The organism is Pantoea sp. DY-17 (genome assembly GCF_019795975.1).
Classification (GTDB): Bacteria; Pseudomonadota; Gammaproteobacteria; order Enterobacterales; family Enterobacteriaceae; genus Pantoea; species Pantoea leporis.
Map to the genome: position 1 here is coordinate 1379105 of NZ_JAIMIG010000001.1, position 18099 is coordinate 1397203.

General features: G+C 56.8%; 15 protein-coding genes. 5 read left to right on the forward strand and 10 right to left on the reverse strand.

Going from position 1 to position 18099, the window contains the following annotated elements; genetic code table 11:
* Positions 1 to 108: 108 nt before the first annotated feature.
* Positions 109 to 1107 carry an adenosine deaminase gene (gene add, locus K5Y33_RS06530; RefSeq protein ID WP_101764511.1) on the forward strand — a complete coding sequence of 333 codons (999 nt, stop codon included), beginning with the start codon at positions 109 to 111 and terminating at the stop codon, positions 1105 to 1107.
* Positions 1108 to 1173: 66 nt separating this feature from the next.
* Here add and K5Y33_RS06535 read toward each other — a convergent pair whose 3' ends face one another.
* The 5 genes from K5Y33_RS06535 to K5Y33_RS06555 form a co-directional block, all read right to left on the reverse strand.
* Complete coding sequence (locus K5Y33_RS06535) at positions 1174 to 2214, reverse strand: oxidoreductase (protein WP_061720150.1); 1041 nt, start codon at positions 2212 to 2214, stop codon at positions 1174 to 1176.
* A gap of 77 nt (positions 2215 to 2291) precedes the next feature.
* Positions 2292 to 3209, reverse strand: a complete 918-nt coding sequence (araC, locus tag K5Y33_RS06540; protein ID WP_101764513.1) for an arabinose operon transcriptional regulator AraC — start codon at positions 3207 to 3209, stop codon at positions 2292 to 2294.
* Positions 3210 to 3276: 67 nt separating this feature from the next.
* Positions 3277 to 4263 (reverse strand): L-arabinose ABC transporter permease AraH, encoded by a 987-nt coding sequence (gene araH, locus K5Y33_RS06545; protein WP_008110235.1) that lies wholly within the window; start codon positions 4261 to 4263, stop codon positions 3277 to 3279.
* A 17-nt stretch (positions 4264 to 4280) separates the two neighbouring features.
* A complete protein-coding gene (gene araG / locus K5Y33_RS06550; RefSeq protein WP_222233522.1) occupies positions 4281 to 5801 on the reverse strand; it encodes an L-arabinose ABC transporter ATP-binding protein AraG in 1521 nt (506 codons plus the stop codon).
* A 174-nt stretch (positions 5802 to 5975) separates the two neighbouring features.
* A complete protein-coding gene (locus K5Y33_RS06555) occupies positions 5976 to 6959 on the reverse strand; it encodes an arabinose ABC transporter substrate-binding protein (RefSeq protein ID WP_101764515.1) in 984 nt (327 codons plus the stop codon).
* Positions 6960 to 7324: 365 nt separating this feature from the next.
* On the opposite strand from K5Y33_RS06555, the gene K5Y33_RS06560 reads away from it, so the two are divergent.
* Positions 7325 to 9010, forward strand: a complete 1686-nt coding sequence (locus K5Y33_RS06560; RefSeq protein ID WP_222233523.1) for a ribulokinase — start codon at positions 7325 to 7327, stop codon at positions 9008 to 9010.
* Positions 9011 to 9022: 12 nt separating this feature from the next.
* Positions 9023 to 10525 (forward strand): L-arabinose isomerase, encoded by a 1503-nt coding sequence (gene araA / locus K5Y33_RS06565; RefSeq protein ID WP_222233524.1) that lies wholly within the window; start codon positions 9023 to 9025, stop codon positions 10523 to 10525.
* Between the two features lie 322 nt (positions 10526 to 10847).
* On the opposite strand, the gene K5Y33_RS06570 is transcribed toward araA, so the two are convergent.
* The 5 genes from K5Y33_RS06570 to ytfQ all read right to left on the reverse strand — a co-directional run bounded on the left by K5Y33_RS06570 (position 10848) and on the right by ytfQ (position 16646).
* Positions 10848 to 12002, reverse strand: coding sequence for an IS481 family transposase (locus K5Y33_RS06570; protein WP_222233525.1), 1155 nt, complete (start codon positions 12000 to 12002; stop codon positions 10848 to 10850).
* Between the two features lie 118 nt (positions 12003 to 12120).
* On the reverse strand, positions 12121 to 13107 hold the full coding sequence (gene yjfF / locus K5Y33_RS06575) for a galactofuranose ABC transporter, permease protein YjfF (RefSeq protein ID WP_101764518.1): 987 nt from the start codon (positions 13105 to 13107) through the stop codon (positions 12121 to 12123).
* Positions 13104 to 14120, reverse strand: coding sequence for a galactofuranose ABC transporter, ATP-binding protein YtfT (gene ytfT, locus K5Y33_RS06580; RefSeq protein WP_101764519.1), 1017 nt, complete (start codon positions 14118 to 14120; stop codon positions 13104 to 13106). Before ytfT ends, yjfF begins: the two co-directional genes overlap by 4 nt.
* On the reverse strand, positions 14113 to 15633 hold the full coding sequence (locus K5Y33_RS06585) for a sugar ABC transporter ATP-binding protein (RefSeq protein ID WP_222233526.1): 1521 nt from the start codon (positions 15631 to 15633) through the stop codon (positions 14113 to 14115). Before K5Y33_RS06585 ends, ytfT begins: the two co-directional genes overlap by 8 nt.
* Positions 15634 to 15689: 56 nt before the next feature.
* Positions 15690 to 16646: a galactofuranose ABC transporter, galactofuranose-binding protein YtfQ gene (gene ytfQ / locus K5Y33_RS06590; RefSeq protein ID WP_222233527.1), complete on the reverse strand. Its 957-nt coding sequence runs from the start codon at positions 16644 to 16646 to the stop codon at positions 15690 to 15692.
* A 674-nt stretch (positions 16647 to 17320) separates the two neighbouring features.
* On the opposite strand from ytfQ, the gene ydgT reads away from it, so the two are divergent.
* Together ydgT and K5Y33_RS06600 are read left to right on the forward strand one after the other, a co-directional pair.
* Positions 17321 to 17536: a transcription modulator YdgT gene (gene ydgT, locus K5Y33_RS06595; RefSeq protein WP_167391211.1), complete on the forward strand. Its 216-nt coding sequence runs from the start codon at positions 17321 to 17323 to the stop codon at positions 17534 to 17536.
* Positions 17537 to 17646: 110 nt separating this feature from the next.
* Positions 17647 to 18090 carry a DUF2569 domain-containing protein gene (locus tag K5Y33_RS06600; protein WP_101764523.1) on the forward strand — a complete coding sequence of 148 codons (444 nt, stop codon included), beginning with the start codon at positions 17647 to 17649 and terminating at the stop codon, positions 18088 to 18090.
* The last annotated feature ends 9 nt before the right edge of the window (positions 18091 to 18099 follow it).

An 18099-nucleotide genomic window follows, 5' to 3' on the forward strand; every position in this document is an offset into this window, starting at 1 on the left:
ATGCTGATTAATTCAGCATCCGTTTTGCTGTTTGCGCAAATCGCTGGCGCTGTTGCGCAAGATGTTTTTATAATCCTCTGCACTTTATGAAACTTAAGCGAGTGCGCCATGATTGATCCAAAACTCCCCCTTACCGACATTCACCGCCACCTTGATGGCAATATCCGCGCACAAACCATTCTCGACTTAGGTCGTCAGCATAATCTTGCGCTGCCCGCTGAAACGCTTGATGCATTGCGTCCGCATGTGCAGGTCACGGCTAATGAACCGGATCTGGTGAGTTTCCTGCAGAAACTCGACTGGGGCGTGAAAGTGCTGGGCGATCTTGATGCCTGTCGTCGTATCGCGCTGGAAAACGTCGAAGATGCGGCGCGCGCTGGCATTCACTATGCGGAACTGCGCTTCTCACCGGGCTACATGGCGATGACGCATCAACTGCCGATTGCCGGCGTGGTTGAGGCGGTGATTGATGGTGTGCGCGCCGGCATTCAGCAATACGGCGTTGATGTACGCCTGACCGGCATTATGAGCCGCACCTTTGGTGAAGAAGCTTGCCTGCGTGAGCTGGAAGCTTTGCTGGCACATCGCGAGGGCATCACCGCCGTCGATTTGGCCGGTGACGAACTCGGCTTCCCAGGCAGTGAATTCCTAAGCCACTTTAATCGTGCGCGTGACGCCGGTTTCCGCATTACCGTTCACGCCGGTGAAGCCGCAGGCCCGGAAAGCATCTGGCAAGCGATTCGCGAGCTGGGCGCGGAGCGTATTGGTCACGGCGTGAAGGCGATTGAAGACCGTGCATTGATGGATTTCCTTGCTGAGCAGCGCATTGGGATTGAGTCATGCCTCACTTCGAATATTCAGACCAGCACCGTTTCGTCGCTGAGCAGCCATCCGCTGAAAACCTTCCTGCAGCACGGCATTCTCGCCACCATTAACACCGACGACCCGGCGGTTCAGGGCGTTGAGCTGGCCCATGAGTATGAAGTGGCGGCACCGCAAGCGGGATTGACGGCAGAAGAGATGCGTCAGGCACAGGATAATGGTGTAACCATCGCGTTCCTGAGTGATGCAGAGAAAGCCGCGCTGCGCGCGCGCGTAGCGGGATAAAAAAAGGTGCGCATAACGCGCACCTTAGATCGTAGGGTCGCCATTCCTGGCGATCTTTTAACAGAATTAACGCAACGATAGGGTCTGACGCTTCTCGGCGGACTGCAAGCCCAGCTCGATCAACTCCATCACCTGAATCGCCTCTTCTGCCTGCACCGGATTCGCACCTGTGCCCGCAATCGCATCACGGATACCTGCGTAGTACGCCGGATAGTTACCTGGCAAGGTCAACAGCTCTTTCTCCACCATCACATCGCCTTCCGCCAGCGTCAGCGTGCCGTTGCGCATGTCGTAGCCCCAATCTTCCTGCGGCGGACGTTCACCCGCTTTCAGACGATCTTCCTGCGGATCCAGCCCGTATTTCACGTAGCTGCCGCGCGTACCGTGCACCACAAAGCGCGCGGATTCCGCCGCCACCAGCATGCTGGCATGCAGCACCACGCGACGCGTAGGATAGGTCAACACCGCATGGAAGTAATCGGTAGTTTGCGCGCCCGGACGCAGCTCTGCCATATCGACATTGATCGCGACCGGCGTGCCAAACAGCTGCAAAGCCTGATCCAGCACGTGCGGTCCGAGATCGAACCAAATGCCGCTGCCCGCGCCTTTCATTTCACGCCAGCGCTGACGCACTTCCGGACGGAAACGGTCAAAGTGGGATTCGAAGTAACGCACTTCGCCAAGCGTACCGTCGTTCAGCAGGGATTTCAGCGTCAGGAAATCGCTGTCCCAACGGCGGTTATGGAACACCGACAGCAGCAGACCTTTGGCTTTGGCCAGCGCATCCAGCTCACGTGCTTGTGACAACGTCACGGTAAACGGCTTATCGACCACCACGTGTTTACCGGCGTTGAGTGCCGCTTTGGCTAATGGGAAGTGGGTGTCATTCGGGGTCGGAATAACAATCAGTTGCAGTGTCGGGTCGTCCAGCAGCGCTTGTGGATCGGAAACCACCTGCACTGACGGCCAGTCAGCATGCACTTTGCTGGCATCGCTGCTTGAGATCGCCGCCAGCTCAACATCCGGCGTACCGGCGATCAAGGGTGCATGAAAGGTTTTGCTGGCAAAACCGTAGCCGATTAGGCCGACACGTAATTTATCGCTCATTCTCATTCCTCTTGTTCGTTATCAGACTGATTTAAGACGAATCAATCTATAAGAACAAGGCGGAATCACCTGAAAACTCAGGAAATAGCACTCCGTGCGGATTGCCAGCTCTCGTGCGCCACCAACGCATCCTGCGCATCCTGGCTGCGGCGGCGGAAGTCGCTGGGGCTGACGCCAACGCGTTTGCGGAATACGCGCGAGAAGTAAAGTTGGTCATCGTAGCCCACTTCACGCCCGACGGAAGCGATCGGTTCCTGAGTGGTTTGCAGCAGCAGTTTGGCGCGGATCACCCGCTGATCTTCGCGCCAGCGCAGCAGATTAATGCCCATTTGCTCGCGGAACAGATGCGCCAGCCGTGACGGCGACAGGCAAACATGGCGCGCCACTTCTTCAATCTTCACTTCACCCGCCAGATGATTGGTGACGTACTGGCAAGCTTCAATCACGCGCGGATCGCGGATCTGTTGATGGCTACGCGGATCCTCTTCCACCGCGCGCAGCAGCAAGCGCTCCAGCAGATTCATCGCCAGCTCTTCGGCGAAGCGACGACCGGAGTTGTGGGTTTGCTCGATGCTGGCGAACAGGCGATCAAACTCGGCACGCTGCGCTTCTGACAAATGCAAGCGCCCCACGCCCTGGCTCTCATCCTGCCACTGCAACCAATCGGTCCAGTAAGCGCGCGGGCGGAAATAGACCCAGCGATGGAACCAGCACGGGCTGTCTGGCGCGCGGCCGTAATAGTGCGGGGTTTTCGGTTGAAACAGCAGCAGATCGCCCGGCTCGCAGTCGAAGGCAGATTCGCCATCAAACACGCGCCCCTGGCCTTTAATGGTCAGATTAAGGATGTAGCCTTTCATGCCGTGCGGACGATCGATAAAGAAATCGAGTGCGTCATTGGCATTAATCGGCGTTAAGCCTGCCACCAGCCAGGCATTGAACGCATAGCCCGGCAATAAGGGATTCTGCTGCTCACTTGGGGGTTCGCGATGGTACATAATGCCCTCACTTTTCCGTTTCGCGGCGCTAAGCGTGCCCACTTTCCGGCACGCTCAGCCTGGGTTATCAGGCGGCTTTACTTTTCTGTTTGTAGCGGTCAAAAATCACCGCCGCTAACAGTATCAAACCGCGCACTACATACTGTGAGAATGGCGAGATATTCAATAAATTCATCGCATTCTCAACCGTGCCCAGAATTAGCACGCCCGCCACTACGTATGAAATTTTGCCGATGCCGCCTTTCAGCGAGACGCCGCCCAGCACGCAAGCTGAAATCACAATCAGCTCGTATCCGAGCGAGGTCATGGGCTGGCCGCTGGTCATGCGCGACGCCAGAATGATGCCCGCCGCCGCCGACACTAAACCGGACAGAATGAAGATAATGATGCGCGTGCGTACCACCGGCACGCCGGCCAGACGCGCTGCTTCTTCATTGCCGCCAATCGCCAGCGTGTTGCGACCAAAGGTGGTTTTGTTTAGCAGGAAACCGAACAGCACCATGGTAGCGATGGTGAGCCAAATCGGTGCCGGCACGCCGAGCCAGTTGGCGTAGCCGAGGGTAAAGAAGCGCTCGTCTTCAATCCCCACCGCTTTGCCGTCGGAGAAGATGTAAGCCAGGCCGCGCACAATCTGCATGGTGGCCAGCGTAGTGATCAGGGCGTTGATTTTCAGCCGCGCAATGACGAAGCCGTTGATAAAACCGGTGGCCATGCCGAGCAGCAATCCGGCTGCCACGCCAATCCACAGGCTTTCGGTCATGTTGATCACCACCGCGGTGACCACACCGGCGCAGGCAATCACCGACGCCACAGACAGGTCAAAGTCGCCGGAAGCCAGGCAGAACAGCATGCCGCACGCCACCATGCCGGACATCGACATCGCCAGCCCGAGCCCTTTCATGTTGATGATAGAACCAAAGTTCGGCACGAAAATGGCACAAACGATAAACAGCAGTGCAAACACCACCAGCATGCCGAAGTTGTCCCAAATCCGCCCCAGTTGTAGCCCGTTGCGCTGCACCGGTGGCGTGTTGGAAGTGGTAGATGAAGCCATTATTGCTCTCCTTTACATCAGGCCACGGCGGCCGCTTGAGTGGTTTTCGGCATCGCCAGGCTCAGCGTCAGCTGCTCTGTGGCCGTATCGTGGGACAGTTCACCGGCAATGGAACCTTCACGCATCACCAGAATGCGGTCGGCTAATCCCATCACTTCCGGCAGATCGCTGGAGGCAAACAGCACCGCAATCCCCTTTTTCGCCAGTTGATAAATCAGGTTGTAGATTTCGTGTTTGGCACCGACGTCAATGCCGCGCGTCGGCTCATCGAGCAGGATCACGTTCATCTCTTCCGACAGCCAGCGGCCCAGAATCGCCTTCTGCTGGTTGCCTCCGGAAAGATTCATGATCAGCTGCTGCGGGCCTGGCGTTTTAATGTTGAGTGAACGAATGTGGATATCGGCGTTTTTCGCTTCCCAGCTCGGTTTGATCAGGCAACCAGCGGTGAGATTGTGGCGACGCGCGCTGATGTTGATGTTATCGCGCACCGAATGCACCGGAATGATGCCTTCAGATTTGCGATCTTCCGGGCACAGCATGATGCCGGCGCGGATGGCGTCGATCGGCTGGCGAATGTTGAGCTTTTTGCCATCCAGCGTCACGCTGCCGCCGCGCAATTTAGTGGCACCGAACAGCCCTTTCATCAGTTCACTGCGTCCCGCGCCCACTAAACCAAACAGGCCAACGATTTCACCGGCACGCACCGTCAACGAAATCGGCGTGCGCACGCCCTTTGCCTCCACCGCGTCCAGCTGCAGACGCACCGGGCCCAGCTCACGCGGCGCGTAACCATAAATATCCCCCAGATTGCGCCCCACCATCGCCTGCACCAAATCATCGTGATGGGTGTTTTTCATGTCGGTGAAGGTGCGCACGTAGCGGCCATCTTTAAACACGGTGATGGCATCGCTCAGGGCAAAAATCTCCTCCATGCGATGCGACACGTACAACACGGTGCGGCCCTGCTCGCGTAGCTGACGGATGACGCGGAACAAGTGATCAATTTCGCGCGCCGACAGCGAGCTGGTCGGTTCGTCAAAAGCGATGATGCGTGCGTTACGCGCCAGCGCTTTGGCGATCTCCACCATCTGCCATTGGCCGAGCGACAGATATTTCAGCGGCATGTCCGGATCGATATGCATGCCAAGATTTTGCAGCTGCAAACCGGCTTCATAGCGCAGCAGTTTGCGATTCACCAGACCGCGCTTGTGCGGCAGCTGGCCGAGATAGATATTTTCCGCCACGCTCATTTCCGGCACCAGATGCAGTTCCTGGTAAATGATCGCCACGCCGGCATCCAGCGCATCCACGGTGGTGTTGAAACTCTTCGGCTGGCCTTTAATGCGGATCTCGCCGCCGCTGGGCTGGTAGCTACCGCTGAGGATCTTCAACAGCGTCGATTTACCGGCACCGTTCTCCCCCATCAGCGCGTGCACTTCGCCGGCACGGCAGCTGAATGAGATGTCCTGCAGCGCTTTCACGCCGGGAAAGGTTTTGCTGATGCCATGAAACGACAGAAAGGCTTGATCAGTGTTCATGGTGACTCCTCTAAGCCTTCATGCTTCGCACTGTAACTGCGTTGGCTGCGTGAACTTACCCCGGTCACTTACAAAAGTAAGCTCCCAGGGATAAGTGCACTTGCCGTCTTGTTACAGCACGAATCATTTTGGCTAAACATTTAGATGGTGCTGCTCAAACAACGAACAACGTGATTACTTCAGCCCTTTCTTATCCAGCTCGGCTTTGAAGTTATCGCGGGTAATCAGCACCACATCGGTGACCTCGGTGAACTTCGGCGGCTCCTGATCTTTGGTCACCCAGTTGTAGAGCATCTCGCTGCTCTTATAACCGTGCACGTCCGGGCTTGGCAGCAGCGAACCGTAGAAGCCGGTGGCGGAACCTTTCGACAGCTCACTCACCGCATCAACACCGTTAATGCCGATACCGATCACATCGGGCGCTTTAAAGCCCTGGCCTTCGGTGGCGCGAACGCCGCCCAGCACGGTGTTATCGTTCATGCCGAGAATCAGCCAGTGTTTCACTTCCGGATGCTGCACCAGCAGCGAGTTACCGGCGTCAAAGGCGCCTGGGATATCATTGGATTTGGTTGGCACCTGATAGATCTGCTTCTCCGGGAAACCGGCAGCTTTCAGCGCGTCCATCGAACCGCTGGTGCGACGGCGTGCGGTGTCGAGTTCGTTCGCGGTGATGGCCATCACGCCGGTCTCTTTCACATCCCAACCGCGTTTCTGCATCTCTTTATACAGTTCCTGCCCCTGACGCTCGCCGATTTTGGTCGCCGCCATCATCACCAATGGCACGGTATCCATTGGCTTGCCTTTGGCGGTCACGAACTGGTCATCGACGGCAATCACTTTCAGACCGTAACCGCGCGCTTTGGCGACAATCGCGGAGCCGAGTTTCGGATCTGGCGTACAGATGACGAAGCCTTTCGCGCCGCTGGCGGCCAGGCTGTCGATGGCGTTGAGGGTTTTCTCACCGTCGGGCACGGCAATTTTGATCACTTCAAAGCCGAGATCCTTGCCGGCTTTATCCGCGAATTTCCATTCGGTCTGGAACCAGGGTTCCTCCGGTTGTTTAACGAGGAAACCGAGTTTCATGGTCTCGGCGATAGCGGATTGTGACATAACCGCAGCGAGACCTAGCGCCGCCAGCGTTTTAGTGAATTTATGCATGATGCTCTCCGGCATAATGTTGTTTTAGGCTGTTATTAACCAATCGGTGTAAACGCTACCAATCAAATCATTCTGTGGGGTACAGCTAAAAATCAGCGCGTTAGCGCAAAGGTTGTACAAAGGCTGCGCAAACGCTGGGCTAGTTGTAGCGGGAATGGACGGGAAAAATGTAGAGCGGTATCACATCCCAAAACGATGACAAAATCCTCCATATATTCAGCAAATTTAACCGGTCGTTAACTTTTGCAGTGGATCACACATCCCCGCCGATGGCAGAAAAGTGCATATTCTCAGCGACTGATGACTAACCGCTTCTGCCGCCCCATTCCAGGATAGAGCCAGATAACTCACACAGGAGAATCCCAATGGGTGCTGGCGCCATAACAATTGGGCTGGATTTTGGCAGTGACTCGGTGCGTGCGCTGGCCGTGGACTGTCATAGTGGTAAAGAGCTGGAAAAAGCGGTGGTCAATTATGCACGCTGGGCCAACGGCGAATTTTGCGATGCGCACGCCAACCGCTTTCGTCACCATCCGCAGGACTATATTGATGCGTTAGAACAGGCGATTGTCACCGTGGTTAACGCCTTAACGCCTGAACAGCGCGCCGCCGTAGTGGGGATTGGCGTGGATTCCACAGGTTCGACGCCTGCGCCCATCGATCGTGATGGCAACGTGCTGGCGCTGCGCCCGGAATTCGCCACCAATCCCAATGCGATGTTCGTGCTGTGGAAAGATCACACTGCGATTGAAGAAGCCGAAGAGATCAATCAGCTGTGTCGTAGCGGTCGTTTCAACGATTACACCCGCTATATTGGCGGCGTCTATTCGTCGGAGTGGTTCTGGGCCAAGATACTGCACGTGTCACGCGCCGATGCTGCGGTACGTGAAGCGGCAGTGTCTTGGGTGGAACTGTGCGATTGGGTGCCCGCGCTCCTCAGCGGCACAACCGCACCCGCGCAACTGCGTCGTGGACGCTGTGCCGCCGGGCACAAATCACTGTGGCATCCGGAGTGGCAAGGCTTGCCGCCGGCTGACTTCTTCCGCGCGCTCGATCCTCTGCTGGTCGAGCAGCTCGATTCCCCCTTGTTCGCAGACACCTGGACCGCCGATGTGCCGGTGGGCACGCTCAGCAGCGAATGGGCGCAGCGCCTCGGCTTATCGCAACAGGTGATTCTTTCGGGCGGCGCGTTTGACTGCCACATGGGCGCGGTTGGTGCCGGTGCGCAGCCTTATACGCTGGTGAAAGTGATTGGCACCTCAACCTGCGACATTCTGATTGCCGACAGCGACACCGTTGGCGACCGCGCCATCAAAGGCATCTGCGGCCAGGTGGATGGCAGCGTGGTGCCGGGCGCGATTGGCTGCGAAGCCGGTCAGTCAGCGTTTGGCGATATTTATGCCTGGTTCAGCCGCCTGCTCGGCTGGCCACTGCAGCAGGCGGCGCAGCACCATCCGGAGCTGCAACCGCAGTTAGCCGCGCTGCAAAAAGATCTGATCCGCAACCTCACCGAAGCCTGGGCGGCCAATCCGCAACTCGATCATCTGCCGGTGGTGCTCGACTGGTTCAACGGCCGCCGCACGCCAGACGCCAATCAGCGCTTAAAAGGTGTGATCACCGATCTCAATCTCGGCACCGATGCGCCCGCGCTGTTTGGTGGCTTGATCGCCGCCACCGCGTTTGGCGCACGCGCCATCATGGAGTGTTTCGAACAGCAGCAGATTCCGGTGCAGAGCATCCTGACGCTCGGCGGCATCGCCCGTAAATCCCCCGCCATCATGCAGGCGTGCTGCGACGTCATGAACCGTCCGCTGGATATCGTCGCCTCTGACGAATGCTGTGCGCTCGGCGCGGCCATTTTTGCCGCCGTGGCCGCGGGCGTCTATGCCAATGTGCCTGCCGCCCAGCGGGTGATGGCCAGTCCGATTGATGTGACGCTGCAACCCAACGCCGAGCGCGTGGTGGTTTATCAGCAACTTTATCAACGTTATCAAAACTGGTGCCAGGCCGCTGAACCGCAGTACGCCGCGCGCACCGCATCCGCTCAGTAAAGGAGAGATTTAATGGAACAGCACAACGCACAACAGGTGTGGTTTGTTATTGGTACGCAGCACCTTTACGGCGCGGAAACCTTGCGTCAGGTAGAACAGCACGCTCGCCAGGTGATGGACGGATTGAATCAGGCCGGCACGCTGCCGGTGTCGCTGGTGCTGAAGCCGCTGGTGAAATCACCAGACGAAGCGCTGGCATTGTGCCGCGACGCTAACCACGATAATCAGTGTGTCGGCATCATTACCTGGCTGCACACCTTCTCGCCGGCCAAGATGTGGATTGGTGGCCTGAGCCTCCTGAATAAGCCGCTGCTGCAATTCCATACTCAGTTCAACGCGGAGATTCCGTGGGACAGCATGGATATGGACTTTATGAACCTTAACCAGACCGCGCACGGCGGCCGCGAGTTCGGCTTTATCGGCGCGCGCATGGGTTTGCAACACAGCGTGGTGACCGGTCACTGGCAGGATAAAGCCAGCCAGCAGCGCATCGGACGCTGGATCAATGCCGCGCTGGCAAAACAGGCCAGCCAGCAGCTGAAAGTGGCGCGCTTCGGCGACAACATGCGCGAAGTGGCGGTGACTGAAGGTGATAAAGTCGCGGCGCAGATTCAGTTTGGTTACTCCGTGAATGGCTGGGGCGTGGGCGATTTGGTCGAGGTGGTGAATAGCGTCAGCGATGGCGACGTCAACGCGCTAATCGATGAATACGAAAGCCGATATCGCTTCACCGAAGCCGCCGCCGTTAACGGCGATAAACGTCAAAACGTACTGGATGCGGCACGCATTGAGCTGGGTCTGAAACGTTTCCTCGAAGCCGAGGGCTGCAAAGCCTTTACCACCAACTTCCAGACTTTGCACGGCATGACGCAACTGCCCGGTTTAGCGGTGCAGCGCTTGATGGGCCAGGGCTATGGATTTGCCGGTGAAGGCGACTGGAAAACCGCCGCGCTGCTGCACATTCTCAAGATCCAGGCAGGCACACGCGCGGGCGGTACTTCCTTTATGGAGGATTACACCTATCACTTCTCACCGGGCAATGATTTGGTGCTGGGCTCGCACATGCTGGAAGTGTGCCCGTCCATCGCCAAAGAGGAGAAGCCGCTGATTGATGTGCAGTTCCTCGGCATTGGCGACAAAGCCGATCCGGCGCGCATGATCTTCTCCACGCCGGCCGGACGCGCGGTGAATGCCAGCGTCATCGATCTGGGCGATCGTTTCCGTTTGCTGGTGAATGTGGTGGATGCGATCGAACAGCCCAAACCGCTGCCAAAATTGCCGGTGGCCCGTGCGCTGTGGCGTGCCCAGCCGTCGCTGGCCACCGCATCAGAAGCCTGGATTCTGGCCGGCGGCGCGCACCACACGGTGTTCAGCCAGGCGCTGGATCTGGATGATATGTATCTGTACGGCGAGCTGAATGGCATTGAAGTGCTGGTGATTGATGAGGAGACGCGCTTACCGGCATTTAAAGATGCGCTGCGCTGGAATGAGGCGTATTACCGCCTGGCACGTTGATTTCGTCCTCTGCGATATTCCCCTCATCCTAACCTTCTCCCGCAAGCGGGAGAAGGAACCGTTTTATAAACGCTGTCACTCCGAACTCAACGCCTGCTTTTGCTTTCAGGTAAGAGTGCTGCTTATCGCTGCACCGGCGGCTCCTTCTCCCGCGCGCGGGAGAAGGAGCCTTTTTATAAACGCTGTCACTCCGAACTCAACGTCTGCTTTTGCTTCAGGAAAGAGTGCTGCTTATCGCTGCACCGGCGGCTCCCTCTCCCGCGCGCGGGTGTACAGTCCGGGGACATGGTAGACAGGTGTTCGGGGACATGGTGAACACTTTTTAACATCCTTTACCCATGGTGATCGACTTTTTCTTCAGGTCGATCACCCCCACTTTTGTGCTGTACCACCATACCTCGTAGCACCCGTCTTCCTGCATCTCCTTCAGGCCAACGTGCTCTCCCCTGAACGCCTTGCCTGCCTTCAGACTCAGGCCTTTTATAGTCAGCTTCCCACTGATATCTACCTTCCTGACCATCACGCCCTCGTCGTATTCCGCTGACGTTACGCTGGCGCTGTACTGCCGAGCCGATGGCTGATAGCGCGACGCCGGCACCGCCATATCCAGCGCCTCATGCGGGCGTTCAAGGTTATAAACCGTCCGCCAGTGATCGAAGGCGCGCTGCAGCTCACCGTCGTCCGCGAACCACTTCCCCTGCAGCACTTCAGCCTTCAGGCTGCGGTGAAAGCGCTCCAGCTTGCCCTGCGTCTGCGGATGATAAGGCCGGGAGTGCCCCACCCGGATACCCTGTCGCATAAGCCACAGCTCGACGGCCGTCCAGGTCCCGGTAGTGTCGCCCCACGGTGAACCGTTATCCATCGTCATCCGGTCCGGCAGGCCGTAACGTTCAAAGACTCTGACCAGCTGCTTCTGCACCGTCTCACGCCGCTCATCAGCGCAGTGTACGAGGCAAAGCGAGAAGCGGGAGTGATCGTCAAGGAGGGTAAGCGGGTGGCAGCGGCCGCCGCCAAAGGGAAAATGCCCCTTGAAATCCATCTGCCAGAGCTGGTTCGGGGCCGCATGTTCAAACCGGCCCGTGGCCGGGACACCCGGAGCTGAGCCCGGCAGCAGGTCGTGGCGGGCCATCAGGCTGTGGACGGTGCTGAAGGCGGGCATGCGGTGTCCGCGGTCTTCGAGCCAGCGCTTTATCTTGCGCGCGCCCCAGTGCTGATGAAGTTCATGCGCCATACGAAGCAGGTCAGTGATGTCGTCAGACGAGCGGTTGGGAGAGTGATGGGGTATGCAGGGGCGGTCCTCAAGACCGGATTCTCCCTCTTCAGCCCAGCGGCGAAGCCACTTGTAGGCAGTGGCGGAAGAAATGCCGTAGTGACGGCAGAGTGCGCGGATGTTCGCCCCGTCTTGCGAGGCGAACAGAACAAACTCTTTACGTAATGACATGGTATCTCTCGCATCCCAGGACATAAGCGACTCCATAAACGGGTTCTTATGCCTTAGTTGTAAGTGTCTACCATGTCCCCGAACAAGTGTTCACCATGTCCCCGGACTGTACACGCGGGAGAGGGTTGGGGTGAGGGAAAGGCGGGTGAAGAAGTTAAGAGGTCAAACGCTTAACAGGTGCGTTCTGCTGGCGATCCCACATCACGGTGAGCAGGCGTTGCAGCGCGATAAACGCAAACAGCAGAATGCCGATGGCGATCTTGGTCCACCATGAACTCAAGGTGCCGTCGAAGTTAATCCAGGTCTGAATCAATCCCTGAATCAACACGCCGAACAGCGTGCCCAAAACCGTGCCCACGCCGCCAGACAACAAGGTGCCGCCAATCACCACCGAGGCAATCGCGTCCAGTTCCACACCCAATCCCGCTAGCGCATAGCCTGCCGAGGTATAAATGGAGAACACAATGCCCGCTAATGTCGCCAGCGTGGTCGACAACATATAAATCCTGATGGTGGTCGCGCGCGTAGACACGCCCATCAACTGCGCCGAAGTCAGGCTACCGCCAATCGCATACACCTGATTACCAAAGCGCGTACGGTGCGCCAGAATAATCCCGCCGAGTACCACCACCAGCATAATCAGCGCCAGCAAACTCAGGCGTCCGCCGCCAGGGATCTTCCACGCCAGACTCGACAGCGTGGTATAGAGCGGATGATCGATAGGAATCGAATTCTCCGACACCAGATAGCTGCAGCCGCGCAGGAAAAACATCCCCGCCAGCGTAATGATAAACGCCGGGATTTTCAGCGCATCGATTAGCCAGCCCATCATCGCGCCAAACAGCGCGCCCATCGCCAGCACCAGCGCAAACGCCAGAAGCGGATCGAGATGATAATCACCAATCACCCGTGCCAGGAACACGCCGCTAAAGGCAATCACCGCGCCCACCGACAGATCAATCCCGCCGGACAAAATCACGAACGTCATCCCCACGGCGATAATGCCGAGGAAAGCGTTATCGGTGAGGATATTGCAGATCACGCGCGTTGAAGCGAAGCCGGGAAATTGGCTCAGGCAAAACAGATAACCCGCCACAAACACCAGCAGCGTGATCATCAAGGGCAGATGACGTTTCATCATTTCGGGCGTCTCCGTTTCAACATGGCAATAAAGCGTGGCGACTGCAGCAGCAATACGCACATCACCACCACCGCTTTCACCACCTGATTGAGTTCAGGCTGGAAGCCGGACAGCAAAATACCGGTATTCATCGACTGAATAATCAACGCGCCAATCAGTGAGAGCACCAGATTGAAGCGCCCGCCCATCAGCGAAGCACCGCCAATCACCACCGCCAGAATGGCATCCAGCTCCAGCCACAAACCGGCATTATTAGCATCGGCACCGCGAATATCCGCAGCGACGATCATGCCCGCCACCGCCGCGCACATGCCGCTAATCACATAGGTCGACATCACCACCAGCCAGCCATTCACACCGGCATTGCGCGCCGCACGCAGGTTAATACCGACCGCTTCGATAAACAGTCCGAGCGCGGTTTTGCGCGTCAGCAGCCACACCACGAGCGCCACCAGCAGCGTAATCCATACCGGCACCGGCAGCAGCCACAGCGAACCGCTACCAAACCACGCCAGGCTATCGCTGTTGAAGGTAACGATTTGGCCCTGTGTAATCAGCTGCGCCACGCCGCGTCCCGCCACCATCAAAATCAAAGTGGCGACAAACGGCTGAATTTTTAGTAGCGCCACCAAAATGCCATTCCATAAACCGCAGGCCAGGCCGGTACCGAGCGTCGCCAGAATGATGAACGGTAAACTGTGCCCCGCCACCGTCAAGGTCGCCGCCGTTGCCCCGGCAATCGCCATTACCGCGCCCACCGACAGATCGATGCCGCCGGTGGCAATCACCAGCGTCATGCCAATCGCCAGCAGCGCCACCGGCGCGGCGCGATTGAGGATATCAATCGGGCTGCCGAACAAACGGCCATCCTGAATGTGAATGGCAAAAAAGTTATTCGCCACCAGGCTATCCACCAGCAGCACCAGAATCAGCGCCACAATCTGCGGCATGCCAGGCGGCAGCTTCGGCTTACGCCGTTCGGGTTTGTCATGTGTCATAGGGGATTCAAGCATGTTGTGCTCCTCCATCGGCGATGGCGTTGACGATCGCGGCCACCGACAGCTGCTCCAGCGGGATTTCGGCCACCTGCTTCAAATCGCGCATGATCAACACGCGATCGGCATAGCCCACCAGTTCTTCGAGTTCAGAGGAGATAACCAGTAGCGCCAATCCGTCGGCGCACAGGGTTTCAATTAAGCGAATGATTTCGGCGTGCGCACCGACATCGATGCCGCGCGTTGGCTCGTCGAGGATCAGAAATTGCGGTTTGGTCACCAGCCAGCGCGACAGCAGCACCTTCTGCTGATTGCCGCCGGACAACAGCTCAACCGGCTGTTCGGCATGCGGCGTGCGAATGCCGAGACTCTTGATAAAGCGCTCGGCGATCTCCTGCTGCTCACGACGCTTGATCGGTCGCAGCCAGCCGCGCTGCGCCTGCAGCGCCAGAATGATATTTTCGCGCACCGACGCGCCACCAATGATGCCGTCGGTTTTACGATCTTCCGGACAGAAACCCATACCGAGGCGCGAAGCCTTGGCGGGCGTGCGGATGTTCTGCACTTTGCCCTTGATGGTCGCGGTGCCGCGATCGGCCCGGCGAATGCCAAACAGCACTTCGGCGGTTTCGGTACGGCCTGAACCGAGCAGTCCGGCCAGTCCCACCACTTCACCCGGACGTACCTGCAGGTTGAACGGTTCAATGGTGCCCTTCTTGCCGTAATTTTCAAACGACACCACCGGCTGATTGCTGCGCAGCGTGCTGCCCTGACGCTGCAAAGCGGTTTCCAGCAGCTCGCGTCCCAGCATCAGCTTGATCAGATCAATCTGCGGCAGCGTGGCGGTATCGCGCGTGGCAATAAACTGGCCGTTACGCAGCACGGTGATGCGATCGGTAATGCGGTAAACCTGGTCGAGAAAATGGGTAACAAAAATCAGGCTCATCCCTTTGGCTTTTAGCTGCGCCATCAGGGTAAACAGCATTTCGACTTCATTGGCATCGAGGCTGGCGGTCGGTTCATCAAGGATCAGCACCTGCGCGGAGAGATCGACCGCGCGGCAAATCGCAATGATCTGCTGCATCGCCACCGAGTAATGCCCCAGCGGACGCGTTACGTCGAGTACAAAGCCGTAGTTGCGCATCAGCGCATCGGCGTCGCGCACCATGCGCTTGCGATCAATCATGCCGAAGCGACGCGGCTCGCGACCAATGTACAAATTATCCGCCACCGACATATTCGGCAGCAGATTCACTTCCTGATAAACCGTGCCAATGCCCATCTCCTGTGCATCAGCGGTGTTGTGCGGCGTAATCGCCTTGCCGTTCAGGGTTACCGTGCCGGCATCGCGGGTATACACGCCGGTCAGGACTTTAATCAGCGTGGATTTGCCCGCGCCGTTTTCGCCCAGCAACGCCATGATCTCGCCCTTGCGGATGCTGAACGAGACATTATCCAGCGCCTTCACGCCGGGAAAGCCTTTGCTGACGCCGCTGATGGTCAGCAGTGCGGTTTCATCGGAGGTGCTCATCAGGTTCTCCCTCGCCTTACGTCATCATAAACCGCCCCGAAGGGCGGTTGCGGGGATCAGTAACCCATGCCTTTTTTGGTATCGAGCTGCGCCTGTGCGGAGTCCGGCAGATACAGTTTCGATTCTGTTTTGATGATTTTCGGCGGCATCGTGCCGTCTTTCTTGAATTTCTCCAGCGCGTCGAATGCCGGACCGGCCATATTAGGCGTCAGATCCACGTTGGCATTGGCTTCACCGGCCAGCATCGCTTTATAGATATCGGGCACGCCATCAATCGAACCGGTCAGGATATCTTTGCCTGGCTTGAGGCCAGCTTCTTTAATCGCCTGAATCGCACCGATCGCCATATCATCGTTATGCGCGTAAACCATGCAGATGTTCTTGCCGTTGTTTTCCGCCTTGATAAAGCTCTCCATCACCTCTTTACCTTTACTGCGGGTAAAGTCACCGGACTGCGAGCGAATCACTTTGATATTGTCGTGGCCGGCGATGGCTTCGGCGAAGCCTTTCTTACGGTCAATCGCCACGCTGGCGCCGACGGTGCCTTGCAGCTCGACGACGTTACATTTTTTGTCCGCGACCGTTTTCACCAGCCAGTCGCCAATCAACTTGCCTTCCAGCACGTTGTCCGCAGTGACCACCGCCATGTACAGCGATTTGTCTTTCACCACGATGGCGCGATCGAGTAAGAACACCGGGATTTTGGCGTCTTTGGCTTCTTCCAGCACCGGTTCCCATCCCGTTTGCACCACCGGCGCAATGAAGATGGCATCAACGCCCTGCGCGATGAACGAGCGCACCGCTTTGATTTGGTTCTCTTGTTTCTGCTGGCCATCGGCGATTTTCAGCGTGATACCGCGCTTTTGCGCTTCACTTTTTGCCACATTGGTTTCTGCTGAACGCCAGCCAGATTCCGACCCAACCTGTGAGAAGCCCACCGTCATATCAGCAGCCAACACCGACGTACTCAGTGCCGAGCTCACCATGGCGGTCAAGAGTAAACGTTTCCACATAATTTCATTCCTCTGAAGGGAGTGTGTTGTAGGGGTACAAAACGCGAATTAAGCCTGGCTGAAAAGCGCGTAAACAAGCGCGACATACTTCACAAATCAGAGTGAATTAAAGGAGTTACGTGAACAGGCAATGCTTTATAGATCGTGGCATTATGGACAAAATGCCTGCTAATTATTGCGGAGGGCGTTAAATAAATGTAATAAACAGAATCGGTTATGCTTCTCACTTCTGGAAACGATTACAGCGGGCGCGTAAAGAATGGTTATGGTCTGCAGCGACAATCAATTATTGGTTTTGTGACTGCTCGCACAGAATGTGAGTGCCGGTTTCACGGCGTGTGCATAAATTTGCTGACCAGAGCGGAATAAACAGCGGATTCATTCGCAGCACGATCGCAAATACCTATTATAGAGACGGAGAAATAACGGCTTTCCAATAATGCGTTAATAGCGTGAGATTTTCTCACAAGCCCGCTAAATACCGGCCTGAATTTGCCTTAAATCGTACTTTATATGCGCGTTTAAAACGCGTAAAAGGCAAAAAAGTGTCGTTTCATGAGCGAATTAGCGCATGTTGTCTGAATTTTGTATTTTTTTATGAGTCGCGTATGGACTCTCGCCGCGTGCTCCCTATACTTGGGCACTTCCAAGTACTTTATATTTAAATGGCAATCATGACTGCATTAGATTACCTGCTGAAATTCCGCAAAGTGAATAATCTCGATAGTCTGGAAAAACTCTACGACCATCTGAATTATTCGCTGACTGATGATAAAGAGATCATCAATATGTATCGTGCCGCCGACCATCGACGTGCTGAACTGGTCTCTGGCGGACGTCTGTTCGATATGGGCCGCGTGCCGAAAACCGTCTGGCGTTACGTGATCTAATTGATTTATCCCCTCTCTATCTGCGCTCTTGCGTTGTCCAGGTCGGGCGTGCCCCGTTTGGACATGATACGCTCTGCATCGCCCTCTTCTCTGCAAACAGGATCTTGTCGATGACCCAACTGGTGAACCCGCCACGTATTGCTGGCTGGCTACTGCTGCCGCTGGCGTGGCTGATCATGACCATGCTGACCAGTGCGCTGGTGGTGGCGATGTATCTGAGTCCGCTGTTTAAACCCGAATTACGCACGACGCTGTTCTCACACGGCGGCACTTTGCTGACGCAATGGTCGATCTCGCTGCTGACTGCTGCGGTGGTATGGGCGTATAGCATTTGGGTGTGCTGGATTTTCTGTAAACGTTCGCGTCGCTTACCGCGCCATTACATTCTGTGGCTGCTGATGACCATCTTGCTGGCGTTAAAAACCTTTGCCTTCACGCCGGTGGCCGATGGCAAAGCGATTCAGACTTTACTGCTGTCGCTGCTGGCGGCTGCGGTGTTTGTGCCCTATTTCAAACGCTCTCAGCGCGTAAAACAGACGTTTATCCAGCCATAATGACGTGAG